This window comes from Thalassoglobus sp., assembly GCF_048270125.1.
Lineage (GTDB): Bacteria > Planctomycetota > Planctomycetia > Planctomycetales > Planctomycetaceae > Thalassoglobus.
Map to the genome: position 1 here is coordinate 1 of NZ_JBLWTN010000026.1, position 13,527 is coordinate 13,527.

The 13,527-nt window shown below is 51.7% G+C and carries 8 protein-coding genes and 1 pseudogene; 4 read left to right on the forward strand and 5 right to left on the reverse strand.

Annotated features, from left to right (window positions below):
* The 3 genes and pseudogenes from ACN0YR_RS20355 to ACN0YR_RS20365 form a co-directional block, all read right to left on the reverse strand.
* Positions 1 to 1,666, reverse strand: a pseudogene (locus tag ACN0YR_RS20355) (hypothetical protein); the annotation flags it as partial.
* A gap of 156 nt (positions 1,667 to 1,822) precedes the next feature.
* Positions 1,823 to 3,283 carry a tetratricopeptide repeat protein gene (locus ACN0YR_RS20360; protein WP_417851055.1) on the reverse strand — a complete coding sequence of 487 codons (1,461 nt, stop codon included), beginning with the start codon at positions 3,281 to 3,283 and terminating at the stop codon, positions 1,823 to 1,825.
* Between the two features lie 56 nt (positions 3,284 to 3,339).
* Complete coding sequence (locus ACN0YR_RS20365) at positions 3,340 to 4,626, reverse strand: PKD domain-containing protein (RefSeq protein ID WP_417851056.1); 1,287 nt, start codon at positions 4,624 to 4,626, stop codon at positions 3,340 to 3,342.
* An 875-nt stretch (positions 4,627 to 5,501) separates the two neighbouring features.
* On the opposite strand from ACN0YR_RS20365, the gene ACN0YR_RS20370 reads away from it, so the two are divergent.
* Together ACN0YR_RS20370 and ACN0YR_RS20375 are read left to right on the forward strand one after the other, a co-directional pair.
* A complete protein-coding gene (locus ACN0YR_RS20370; protein WP_417851057.1) occupies positions 5,502 to 6,065 on the forward strand; it encodes an ECF-type sigma factor in 564 nt (187 codons plus the stop codon).
* A 286-nt stretch (positions 6,066 to 6,351) separates the two neighbouring features.
* Positions 6,352 to 9,687 (forward strand): protein kinase domain-containing protein, encoded by a 3,336-nt coding sequence (locus tag ACN0YR_RS20375; RefSeq protein ID WP_417851058.1) that lies wholly within the window; start codon positions 6,352 to 6,354, stop codon positions 9,685 to 9,687.
* 194 nt (positions 9,688 to 9,881) lie between these two features.
* Here ACN0YR_RS20375 and ACN0YR_RS20380 read toward each other — a convergent pair whose 3' ends face one another.
* Together ACN0YR_RS20380 and ACN0YR_RS20385 are read right to left on the reverse strand one after the other, a co-directional pair.
* Positions 9,882 to 11,900 carry a terminase gpA endonuclease subunit gene (locus ACN0YR_RS20380; protein WP_417851059.1) on the reverse strand — a complete coding sequence of 673 codons (2,019 nt, stop codon included), beginning with the start codon at positions 11,898 to 11,900 and terminating at the stop codon, positions 9,882 to 9,884.
* Positions 11,897 to 12,556, reverse strand: coding sequence for a hypothetical protein (locus ACN0YR_RS20385; RefSeq protein ID WP_417851060.1), 660 nt, complete (start codon positions 12,554 to 12,556; stop codon positions 11,897 to 11,899). Before ACN0YR_RS20385 ends, ACN0YR_RS20380 begins: the two co-directional genes overlap by 4 nt.
* 360 nt (positions 12,557 to 12,916) lie before the next feature.
* Here ACN0YR_RS20385 and ACN0YR_RS20390 point away from each other — a divergent pair, with 360 nt between their 5' ends.
* Together ACN0YR_RS20390 and ACN0YR_RS20395 are read left to right on the forward strand one after the other, a co-directional pair.
* A complete protein-coding gene (locus ACN0YR_RS20390; RefSeq protein WP_417851061.1) occupies positions 12,917 to 13,270 on the forward strand; it encodes a winged helix-turn-helix domain-containing protein in 354 nt (117 codons plus the stop codon).
* Between the two features lie 9 nt (positions 13,271 to 13,279).
* Positions 13,280 to 13,489 (forward strand): hypothetical protein, encoded by a 210-nt coding sequence (locus ACN0YR_RS20395; protein ID WP_417851062.1) that lies wholly within the window; start codon positions 13,280 to 13,282, stop codon positions 13,487 to 13,489.
* Positions 13,490 to 13,527: the final 38 nt, after the last annotated feature.

A 13,527-nucleotide genomic window follows, 5' to 3' on the forward strand; every position in this document is an offset into this window, starting at 1 on the left:
ATGTGCCTGATTGAAGATGGAACGTTCCTCCGTTCTGAATATCGATTGTTCCAGATGACCAAACCCGACTACTACTGCCGCTCACAGCGACCAATCCACCATCAGAGATCGTGACCGTACCCGTTCCTCCGGTAGTTGATAATCCACCACCAACATACAGACCATTCGTACTGTTCCAGGCAGAGCCAGCGCCGCTGACACTCACTTCGCCAACGCTGCCGGAAACGCGACCAACAATTGCAGAGCTACCTGTTGAAACCGTTCCACCAAGCGATATGTTCAGTGTGCCCTTGCCGTAATCTCCGACGACTAAACTATTCGTATTGTTCCATGCAGCCCCAGTGCCGCTGACATTCACTTCGCCAACGCCAGTTAAACCATCACCGATAAATGCACTACTGCTCGAAACGGTCCCGCCATCCGAAACATTCACAATGCCTTTTCCGGAAAAGCCGAGATTAAGATAGTTTATGCTATTCCATGTAGACCCAGAGCCGCTGACATTCACTTCGCCGATGCCCGTTGATCCGAGCCCAAGAGTGGCAGTGCTGTTCGAAACCGCTCCACCACTTGTCACGTGCACTGTACCTGTCCCGTCACGGCCGAGGAACAGAGTCGATGTACTATTCCACGCAGCCCCGGTGCCACTGACATTCACTTCACCAACGCCCGTTGAACCGAACCCAGCATAGACAGTTCCGTTCGAAACGGTTCCACCACTTGTCACGCTTAGTGTGCCTGTTCCGGAACTTCCGAGGTACAGGCTATTCGTGCTGTTCCATGTAGACCCGGTACCGCTGACATTCACTTCACCGTTGCTGTCTGATCCAATACCAACATAGGCTCTGTTGTTTGAAACGGCTCCGCCATCCGAAACGTTCAAAGTGCCGGTTCCGGAATTTCCGATGTATAGAGTATCCGTAGAATTCCAAGCTGCCCCGGAACCGTTGACATTCACTTCACCGACGCCTGATGGACTGTTACCAACATAACCATAGACGCTCGAAACGGTTCCACCACTAGTCACGTTCAGCGTTCCCATTCCGGAACTGCCAACGGACAGACCATAAGCGCTGTTCCACTCAGATCCGGTGCCGCTAACATTCACTTCGCCAATGCTCAGTGAGTTGCGACCAACAGTGGCACTGGTATTGGAAACCGTTCCGCCATCCGAAACGTTCAACGTTCCGGTTCCGGAATTCCCGACGTACAGCGTGGACGTACTATTCAGTGCAGATCCGGTCCCCGTTACGGTTGCAGAACCAATGCTCCCCTGGTTCAACCCAAGATACGAATTTCCATCGTAGACGGTCGTTCCGCCGACAGAGATATTGTCAGTCGTACCTGAATTATTATTGAGTGCGCTGCCCCCTTGAATCACAAGTCCGCCGGATTCGCCACTTGATGTGCCTATCACCAGAAATTCAGAATTTCTGGTCGCTGTGGATTCAAGAGTCAGCACCGGACTGCTTGTCCCGTGCGTAATTTCCAACAGACCATTTCCAGACGTCGCGACAGTTCCGCCAGTTTGCGTGGTCGAGGAAGAAATGGTTTCTTGAGCGGAAAGGTGCTCACCCTGAACAAACAACGCGGCGGTCCCAGTCAACAACGCACACATCCAGCGTTTACGTCGCGACGTCAGACTCGGCGATAAATAATTCAACATTATCTGTACTCTTCCGATTGAGGGGGAGGATTAAAGGGGGAGTGATTTCTGATAAGCATGCTCACTTTTCAGAAACCACTGAATTCATTCGAGCACTTTCGTGCTCTCTCGGCCCGAGAAGATTGCGATCGACGAGCTGACCACAACATTGCTGACTTACTCTTTGCTTGAGGCATTCCGTTCTCCTAGCAGTGATTTCACCCGTTGTTCGCAGTCTGCCCGATGGATGAAAACTCCTTGAGCCTGCATCGCTGTGGCGTAGAGTCGACCTGCCTGTTCGGTTTGCTGGCGTGCTTCGAGGAATCGACCGTAGTAATACGCGGCATCGGGAGAGATGGTGCTCCCGGAATTCAACGGTTGGAACACCTGCTCTGCGAGGTCGAGTCGTTCGAGTTGAAACAGCGCCCACCCGAGTGTGGCCCGTAACTCGGCAGATCGCGGCAACTGACGGAAATTGACTTCCGCAAGTTGCAGTGCGCGTTGCCGCTTGCTCTGCTCATCCTGCTCTGCCAGAACTGCCGCCAACTGGTTGGCTGCTTCGATGTCTGCAGGAGCCTCAGCCAGTAAGTTTTCAAAACAGGATTCCGCTGTGTTCAAGTCACCAGCACCACGAGCGACATTACCCCGTAACATCTGAAAGCGGCGCGTGGAGTGTTCCTCGCTGGGACTGCTGTTGAGAACTTCTTCTGCCCGTGTGAATGCGCCCCGCTCCAGGAAATACGTTGTGGCTGTGGAGATCACACGAAAGTCTTCTGGAGACTGCTGCAATGCCGTTTCAAAGCTTTCCGTCGCGGAATCAAATTTCTTCGCAGCGACATACCAGGTCCCCACGGTCAACTCAGCGGGTGGTAAATTGGCATCGATTTCAACAGCACGCTGCAGTTCTTCGGTCGCCTGCTGATATTGCTCCTGCTGAAACAAGGCATGGGCTTTTCGCAACACCAGACGGGTGTCCTTGGGAGCGAGTTCCTGACTTTTCTGGAGTAGAGCTTGAGCCTGATCCCACCGCAGACGGCGTTCCGCAATGACTGCCAGCCCCGAGTAGACCGCAGCGAGAATCTTCGCAGGGGCTTTGTTGTTCGCTGACAGGTCTGAACTCTCTTCAATCTCATAAAGGTCGAGTACACGTTCAAAGTGCAGCTGAGCATCGGCGTTTCGGCCTGTCGCCAAAGCAAATTCACCGAATGCGAGAGCAACCACTGGAGACTGGGGAGTATCCAGGATCGCACGCTCAAGCAATCCGTTGACCGGTTCGAACTTCTGGCTCGCAATCAACAGGCGACTGATCATCACTTCAGGAGGAGGAAGATGCGGCAGACTGCTCCGAGCCTGTCCGAATGCAGCAAACGCAGCGTCGATCTTCCCCGCACGGAAATGCTCAATAGCCAGTTTGAGTTCGGGAGAAGTTTCTCCATCTTTCGATGTGAGTTTCAGGACTCCGTTGAGAACCTCATCATTCGAAACCTGGTTCAAATCAAACCCGGCAGAGAGGATCTCGGCCTGCCCAACCGTACAGAATCCTAACGTGGTCCAACAAACGAGAAGTACTCGCAACAGCGTGAGGACTTCAGCACCCCAGCTATTCGCTTCATTGCAATCACAGCCCGGTCTTGTCATGAAACTCTTCGCACTGATTTTGATCTCTAAATCTTTTATTGACGTAGTGTCACTGATCACTTCTGCTTCCTGCGATCGTGGGGGACGACTACCACGCAGCTAGTGTCAGCGATGTTGTTAGAGGAATCGATGACCGTCGTGTTGATGCTGTAACTGCGGCCAACACCCTCGCCGTTACGTTCTGCTCTTAAGAGCACCAGACCTTCGAAACTGGCAGTCTCAGGGTTGTAAGTCAGGAGATCCGTCACATCGACGGGAGCGGTGAAGCCATCCTGGCCATCAACATCGCCGGTAGTCTCTCCGTCGCCAAGGCCCTCAGCATCATCTGGTTCATTACTTTCAACTGTAACCAATCCCAGGATTAGGTCTTCGGGATTGGTGCAGTGATCCGTTGCGTCGACATAGATCATGACTGGGATCATTTTATGATTCGGAGGCCAGATAGCGGCGACACTGGTTGTACAGACGACTTCTGGAGGTGTCTGATCGACGACGGTGACTACAACATCATCGACATCCAGACCGCCGTTTCCATCAGTGACAGTCAGCGTGGCGGTAGTGATTCCGATTGGGAATATGCCGGTCGGCGTCGGACTCGTTGGGACATCCAGGACGACTCCATTGGGGACGCTCCATTCATATGTAAGTTCATCACCATCGGGATCAAATGATGCTGTCGCATTCAGGGTCACAACCGCACCGTCGGAGTTTGTGCAATCGACAACTTGATCCGGACCTGCATTGGCTTCGGGAATAGTATTGCAGTTGCAGGTAATGGAAGTGGTGACGTATGTGTAGGCTCCAAATCTTCCATCGTTTCGATAAAAGTCGTCTTCCCCGAGCGATAATTCAGGTAACTTAGAAGTGCCTCCGCTGAAGTCAAATGCTGCCTGATTCAATGCTGCCAGGACACCAACCAGGTTTGATTTACCCCGCAACCTGACCCGAAACGTTGAGTTGACCAAATTAAACGTTTGGGAGTCGATGGGAAACTCTTCTGCAAAGCGCATGTAGAGCGAATAATTTGTATCGATTTGAGCAGTCTCTTCCCCTAATGTCATTTCACCATAGAGGAATCCTGAGTTCGGGGTGGACGCATAGATGTTGATCGCTTCTCCATAGCCAGTGCTTGCATATGGATATTCTCTGTCCTCAAACGTCATCGTGATCGTATATGGTGTGTCTGATGATCCATACTCTAATGCCCACGGATTGGGATAAGATGTGTCCTCAGAGACTACAATTCTGCCAGTTATTGTGTACGTGATTTCGTCGGCAGCGATCTCGTTCCCATACAGCATGAGTAAGATTGCAAACACCGAAAAACACTGTGATCGTGCCATTATGTGATCCTTTAGACTCTGTCGTCTGCACGGTATATTTAAACAACCCCACAGGGGCGCAGACTGTGAGTTCGGGGGGCTGGGTCGGTCGGTGAGTTGTGCTTGGCGGCACGGGCTCACTGGTCGGTGTTTCTTGCTTCTCAACTTATTATTGACAAACTAGGTTCAGGCTCATTTTCATCTTCCGAGTGGAACGATCACCGCGCGGTTGGTTTCATCAATATTGCTTAGCGGTATCGAGAATCAGAGCATTAATTTTGCAACCTCTTCCGGAACCAACTCAGATCTTTGCAGCATTCTTTAAGGGCTACTCAGTACATAAACAGGCAGGGAGTTCATCGCAGATTGTTCATGCAGCGAAGCGTTTAAATGATGTCGAGCACACCTGCCGAAACTCCGCACAATTGCGAATTCTTGGTTTTATTACTCAAGGGAAGTCGGTGTGCATCGTTCCATCTTTTTGGCAATGGGGCTGTGTGCCCGTTCATCAATGCGATATCTGATTTACCAGTGTCTCAAAATAATTGAGAAAAATTTAAATCCATCAGAAACATCAGACGACGCACTGGGTTCACATCACCGATTCCACTCAACTACACTGCTGCACGGAAAGCGCTCGACCTAGAAGATCTCAATGATATTCTGGCAGGTAGGTCCGTAGATGACTTCGTGCTTGTGCAGCATGGCTTCGTTTGGAAGGTTCGCCATATACGGTGGGACACTCAATTTCCGCCCAGTTACTCTCGAACTCCCCGGGCTGAGCGAAAATCCCTACTCATCTCTTTCTCATAAACACTTTGGCCAATTCGATTTTCACTGAGAATTCCCAAAATCATTGGGGGCGTTTGCTCGACGATTACCATACATTGTGAACCATGTCTGATATCACGAGAGTCCTGCGTAAGTTCGAATCTGGCGATCAATTTGCATCCTCAGAGCTGTTGCCGCTGGTCTACGCTGAGCTTCGCAAACTCGCTGCGCAACGAATGAAAAACGAGCGATTCGACCATACTCTTCAACCGACCGCATTGGTCCACGAAGCATTTCTTAGGCTGGTCGATGTCGAACAGGTCCAAACCTGGGATTCTCAAGCTCATTTCTTTTCCGCAGCTGCCGAAGCAATGCGACGTATTCTGATCGACCATGCTCGTTCGAAAAAAACGAAGAAGCGTGACGGCAGCGTTATCACTGCAGACATGAATCAAATTGCCGAGCGTTCCATCCCCTTGACGCCTGAACACCTTCTGGAACTCGATGAGGCTTTACAGAAACTCGAAGCCGACGATCCACAAATCGCTGAATTGGTCAAACTACGAGTTTACGGTGGATTGTCGATCACTGAAGCGGCAAAAGTTCTTGGTGCTTCCAGAGCAACGGCCTTTCGCTGTTGGAAGTACGCGAAAGCCTGGTTCAATCTGGAATTTACAAACGAAGAGTGATGAAGTCACTAAAGAACGCTCTCGACTCAGACGTGAGCCCGATTGAAAGCACCAAACAAGGATTTCAGATTTTCCCAGTAAAAATGAGACTCATTCGAGTGTAAATACGTATTGATATCCAGAGAGCGTGATACATGGTTGAGATGGATATTGATTTATGTTGGAACGAGGGATGTCATCCAGAGACAAATCGATTCAGGAACGTGAGATTTACCTCCAAGCGATCCAGCTCAGCCATCCCGAAGATCGTAATTCCTTTCTGGACCGGTCATGCTCAAGCTCTGCAATGCGAAAGCGTATAGAGCTGCTTTTGAGAGTCGACGAAGACTCAGTGGATGATATTTTGGAACAGGCAGTCCACCATGTGAACGGTCAGCTCCCCGCATTCATCTCTCATGATGCTGAAGAAAATCTCACTACCGATGAGAGTGCAAACGCTTCAGTGGTCGATGCCGTCGACCTGTCCACTCACCCCACAATCGGTCCATACAAGCTACTCGAAGAACTCGGATGCGGCGGGATGGGTACGGTCTACATGGCCCAACAGTTTGAACCTGTCAAACGCAAAGTGGCTCTCAAGCTCATCAAGATGGGCATGGATACCAAGGAGGTGATTGCACGTTTCGATGCGGAGAGACAAGCACTGGCACTGATGGATCACCCGAATATCGCCAAAGTTCTGGATGGTGGAGCCACTGATTCCGGGCGCCCTTACTTTGCCATGGAACTGGTACGTGGAGTGCCGATCACTAAGTATTGCAGGGAAAAAGAACTCAACTTACAAGACCGTCTGAAACTGTTCATCAATGTCTGTCATGCCGTGCAGCATGCGCACCAGAAGGGAATCATTCATCGGGACATCAAGCCCAGTAACATTATGGTCACTCTTCATGATAGCATCCCTGTCGTAAAAGTCATTGACTTCGGAGTCGCAAAGGCGCTCGATCAAGAGTTAACAGACAAGACCTTGTTCACCCATTACTCACAATTAATCGGAACCCCACTCTACATGGCTCCCGAACAGGCTGAATTGAGTGGCCTCGATATCGATACTCGCAGTGACATTTATTCTCTCGGAGTCATTCTTTACGAAATGCTGACAGAGACGACACCGTTTGATCGCACCAGCATTTCCGAATTGGGAATTGACGGCATTCGCAAGCTCATTAAAGAACAGGATCCACCTCGGCCCAGTGTTCGAATCAGTACGATCAAACATTCCGATCTGTCAACAATTGGTGACAAACGGACTTATCGAGCGGAAGAAATCGCAAAACAACTTCGACGAGAACTCGACTGGATTGTGATGAAAGCGCTCGATAAAGACCGAGAGCGTCGATATCAGACTGCGAATGAGTTTTCTGAAGACGTCGAAAGGTATCTCGCAAGAGAAACCGTCCGTGCGTGTCCTCCATCGTTGCTCTATCAAACTCGCAAACTGATCTCACGCCATCGTGGACTGGTTGTTGCGATTACGAGTGTGATGGTCACATTCCTGATTGGCCTCACCACCAGCCTCTGGCTGGCAAGTCATGCCATGCAATCCGAGGCGATTTCGCGAGACAAACAATTGCTGGCGGAACGGTTGGCAATCGAAGCCCAACAACATGAACAATCCGCCATCTCAGCTGAACGCACAGCTAACGAGCGTCTCAAGATTGCACAAATGAAGCTCGCTTCCGATGCGATTTGGGCAGGAGACATCGTCCGGGCTTCTGGACTCATCGATGATCATCGTCCTGAACCCGATTCCATTTCTGCTGGTTTCGCAGCGAACTATCTCAGAAAACTCACTCAAAAAACACCAGACTGGGAAGTCGACTTGAGTGGAAATGTTCAGGATCTCTGCTTATCTCCAAACGAAGACTATCTAGTCATTGCTCTAGAAGATGGTCGTTTATTATTGCGACTGATGGAGACGAGACAGACCTGGGCAGCGGCCTGGATTGCGACTGGAGTTAATGCTGTTGCCTGGTCGAAGTCTGGTGATCATATCGTGGTCGGAAGCAATGATGGGAAGATCTATGGGTGGTACGGGGAGGATTTGCTCAAAGCCACGGAGTCGCAGCCACTCGATCTCTCGAACCCCGATCTTAAGCAGTTCTCTGAACATCATCCAGCAAGGTGGAGTCTTGAAGTTCACCAGGGTGAAGTCAACGATGTTCTCATCACCTCGAACGGAAAAAGTGCGATCAGTTGTGGTGATGATGGCCTGATTCGACTGATTGAAGTGGAGTCAAAAACAATACAAAGCACATTCGATGTGCATGAACGCGAAGTCGAGCAAATCGCATTGAGTGAAGATGACACCACATTAGCAGCCAGCAGTTCCGACAGGACTTGTAGTGTCTGGAATCTGCAAGAGAAGGAACTTGTAAGACGGTGGTACACTTACAAAGGGGGCCGTATGACAAGTGTTGCAATTTCTCGCAATGGGCGATACGTCGCGGCTGGCAATGTCGACGGCGTGGTCGTAGTGACAGACTTGTCAAATCAGAAATGGGACCAATCCCTCGCGTTTGACGCAATTGAGACCGTCGCTTTCCTGGAGTCCCCCCTACGCATTGTGTCTGGAGATCGTGGTGGTGCGATCAATGTGTGGAACCTTGGACAGGATATACTTAAGAGAGTGGATCTGAGCCAGACACCGGCTTCTATATGGGAATCGCATGCCCCGTATGTACAAACCCTGCTGATCGGTTCTAAGTGTGAAGTCATTTCAGGAGGGAGAGATGGTTATGTCAGACAGTGGAACGCTGATTCCGGAAACCACGTCGTGATTCGATCTGCAGAAGATTTCTGTCTGGCATCCGGCGGACAATTAGTCGTTTGCGGTAACTACGTCACTATCTACGATCTGAAACATCACACAAAAAAAAGAACCCCCATCATATCGACCTCTCGGTGGCATCACCTGCATGCCGCTCGGAACGCCGATCGAATCGTTCTGGCGTCGCATGAGCGAGTGATCGTCTATGACTTGGAAGAGAACAGGGAGGTGATGAACCGAAAGATCGACCGAACTATCAATGAAATTGACATTTCGCCAGATGGTGAGAAAGTTGCCTTCGCATGTTTCGACGGAAAGCGAAATAGCATTGACGTTTGGGATGTCAACGACGCAAGGTTTGATCGTGTTATATCTGCCATCCAATGCGATACTGTTCGATATTCTCCAAACGGAGAATTTCTCGCCATCGGAGAGATGGATGACTTATTGGTTTTTCGCACAGATGACCTGCAATTGGAGCACCGGTTAAGTTTCCACCAGTCGACGCTGGAAACGGTCGCATTTTCGCCGGATTCCAGGTTCATCGCTGCGGGGAGCCATGATCGTCGAATTAGCCTATGGGATCTTGAATCAGGAACACTCATCAATTCTACAAAAGGGCATCGAGATGAAATTCACAGCCTGGACTTTTCACAAAGCGGACTCGAACTTGCGAGTCTGACCGTCGACGGACTCCTTTCAGTGTGGCACACCGAATCACTTCAGCCGATTCTAGAACTTGAACGTCCGCATGGTTCCAGCGGGACTAAGGTCCGATTTTCTCAAGACGGTGCAGCCATTATTCGTCTCAAAGATAATGGCGAACTCAAGATATACCAGACGGTGAACTAAACCAAGGCATGCAGCGGTGACAAGCGTTTCAGGTACCAACTTCAACAGTCCGAGCCATCCGAGTATTCGCACTCCAGTCGCTGTTGAACAGTGCGAAGTTATGGCATGGACCCGCAGACGATTGTTTTCCCTCACTGATAGCAGAGAGGCGATACCACGGTCGATTTCTGCATTGGCATCCAACGCATGTCACCTCATCTTCGCGGCTCGATCCTGGTGTACCTCTCCATCATCCGTTCCCAGCGTTGAGTGTCGACCATTCCGCCCCGCTGGTCACGTTTTGACTGGGCGAGGTCGCTCAGCTTGCCGTAGGTGCGGGGCTCGGGTTGAGAGTCCTGGATCAACCGTGCTCCAACGTAATGCCCGGCAGCACAGGCATTATACAACGCATCGAACCAGTGATTGTTCCGCCGAATGCATTCCCACCGCGTCACCACACCTTTCCCCGGTAAAAACTCTTCCGTCTTCTTTTCTGCGGTAAGATGCTTGGCGAGTGAGAGATGTTCATGGGCTGGCGCCTGGAACAGCGTCATCGCGCCCGGTTCTCCCAGCGGTGTCGCCAACCGCTGATGCACCCACGTCTTCCAGTGATCGGCATTCACTTCGAACAGGAACGTCGAGGGGGATTGCAGCTTACTCAGGTGATAGCCTTCTCCGATCTGCCGGACGATCGCTCCGGTCGACTTGGGCCGTTGATACCATTGCTGACGCTGCTGAGTAGCGCCACGACCAACCGCCGGCAGGAACCCCGGATAGTCCTGACTGAACCGATAGACCACATCGGTCATATACCCCGCATCAACCCACACGGTTCCGGGCAGAACGGTTTCTTCACTCCCTTCCAGCTGCCAGCCTTCCAGAACTCGATCCCCGAACTCCTGCAACGCGACCAGCAGGGCTTTCTCCACCCCCAGTTCCGGGGAGGCCACTTCGATCCGACCGTAATCCGCGATGTGTCCAGTCGCCTGAGGACTCCAGGCCACCAGCACCCAGTGACAGAGATATTTCCCCAGATCGATCGCTGCGGTCAGATGCTGTGTTCCAGCGGGGACGATTCCCTGCTGCCATTTGGCGACGCGATGCGTGATTTCTTCAGTACGGATCGCAGTCTCTTCCCAGCGGGAAGGCAACACTGGCAAACACCACACGAACTGTCGCATTTCTCGTTCGGCGTTGTCTTCATCCGCAGAGCGTGATGCGCGCCATTCATCCGCAGCGATCTCCCCCGCCTCCAGAAACAGATTATGCACAGCTGACCAGCGGAACCCGAGTGTTTCCGTTGGTTTTGGTTCCCCGACCAGTTCTTCATTCTCAATGGTCTGACCATGATGCAGCAGTCGTGCATGACGGTTGGCATCCGTTCGTTGTGCTTCATCCCATGGTTTCTCGCACTCAGGACAATGAAACTGCCCACAACTTCGAGCAGCGACCTGCGAGTCCGTCTCTCGCCAACCTTTTAACTGTTCACGCTCAGGAACCACCCAGACTTGGCAATGCGGACAACGGAGAGCGATTTTGGAACTTGTCCCGTTTTGATATTCCTGCCAGGTTCGTCCCTGTTGAGTGGAGACCGTACATTCCAGATAAATCCGTTTGCGAGATCCATACGCTCTCGTTCTCGCTTCGAGTTGAGTCACCTTGTCTGATTCACGGCTACTGGCACCGGGAGTATCCATCCCATCGGTTTCCGTGATCACCACTACTCGGGATGTGAACCCTGCCCTGCTCTTATCTCCACCTCCACCCGACATGAACTTGAGTGTGGCCCCGTTGAGGAACTGGATTGCCTCCACTTTCCCACCGCGAGATCCACCACCTTTGGAAGGCATCAGGTTCCGATAACGGGACTTTTCAATGATCGGCAGGATGTCTTCCCGCCATTTGTCCGCTGCCATGTCCATGTCCGGTAACCCGCAAATCACCGTCTCACCGACTTCAAACAGGTGATACAACAACGGCACCAGGAAACAGGCCAATGTTTTTCCAGACTGTGTTGGTCCCGTAGCGACGAACCGGTTCCAACTCCCCGAATCAATCGCATCGAACCACAGACCTGTATAGGGCTGACGCTGACAACGAAACCGACGACCTTCATAGGGACCATCGGGAATGACGATCTCGGACTCAGCGAACTCCAGCATGGAGCGGACTTTGGCAGCGCGTGATCGCTGTAGGAACCAGTTTAACTCTTCATGAGCGCAGGATGAGATCATTCGTGATCCTCCGCTGGTTCAATATTCTCAGCACCACAGAGTTGAGAGATCGCATCGACTGCGTCATCAAGGGCTTCGTTGAGGATCTCGACGGCACCGTTTCCGTATTGTCGCTGCAGGACGTCTCCTGCGGTTCTCAGGATCCCGGCGATTTGTCCCAGTCCCTGCCGAATCTCATCACGCGAGACGAGTCTCTGTTCCCGTTCGAGGCGATCAAGCTTGGCAAGTTTGGCACGTTCTTCACGGTATCGTTCCAGTGCTGGTGAGGAGACATTGGCATTGAGGAGGTCGTCATCGTCATCGATGAACTTTCTGGCGTTGGCAGCCAGGAAATCATGCAGAGCATGAACGACCTGCGGCAGGTTGATTGTCCGTCCACCAAAGGGGATGCCATACCGTTCCGCCTGTTCATTCAAAACCTTTGTCTGACGACCAGACATTTGTCGCCAATGTTTCTGTGGGATCGATTCGTAATATTGCCAGCGGCGTGTCTCTTCCTGTTCCTTCTCATAACGCTTAAGGGCCGCTTTTTCCTGCGCGGTCGGCTGCTCCCCAGCCATCACCTTGCGGTAAGCAGAATTTGCCAGCTGGCGATCGAGCTGATCCGCCAGCCCCTGTTTTTTCTGTGGTGAACGTGCTGTTTTCTTCTTCGCCATCAACTCTTACTTACTCAGGGATTCAACACGTTATGCACAAAAATTACGCGAATGCGAGAACGGAGCCTCTACGCATCGCCCGGAAGGAACCAATAGGCCCCCTAGCCACGCCGCCGCAGCTAAACCGAGTCGCTTCCCATCCAAGGCGCACAACGCGACAGGAGCGATTCTGTGCGACCTGGCCGTGTCTCGTGGCCCTTTTTTCAGACGGTTATCGAAGCGTGAAAATGTATTTCGAGAACCTGCTGAATCAGCTGCGACATCTGCCTTCATGACTGTTTGAAGCTGAGGTAACTCATGGTCATGGCAGGCGGTCGATGGGGACTGCCTACCAACACTTTTCAAACAGGAGAAACGACCATGGCGAAGAAGAAAGCGACGACCAAGAAAGCCACAGCAACGAGCACCAACGCAACGACCACGAAAAAGACCACGGTAACTGAACCGAAGGCGACGACGAAACCGAAACCAACTGCCAAGAAGAAGCTGAGCATGCTCGACGCCGCGGCGAAGGTGTTGTCCAAAGCGAGTGAGCCAATGAACTCCAAAGCGTTGATCACCGCCATGGCAGAACAGAAACTGTGGACCAGCCCCAATGGCAAGACACCCCACAACACTCTGTATGCTGCACTCCTCAGGGAGATCAACACAAAAGGTAACGACGCCCGGTTCGTGAAAGTCGACAAGGGGTTGTTCACTCTGGCATCCAAGTAGGAGAACTCGATGAAATTTTATGTCGCGACACGTGTGCACTATGTTCTGGTGGAGGCTGATGATGAACCTGAAGCGCGGACCAGAGCTGAGCCGATGCTCAAGGAGTTGGTGACACACAACTTTCCGATTGAGATTCACACCGTTCGCCACGCCACAGCAGATGAGATTCACCTTTGGGACTGGCATCACGAGATGGTGGACCGTCACACCAACGATTGACAACCTCCTGCTGTTTCCAAACGCCCCACGTTCGCAAC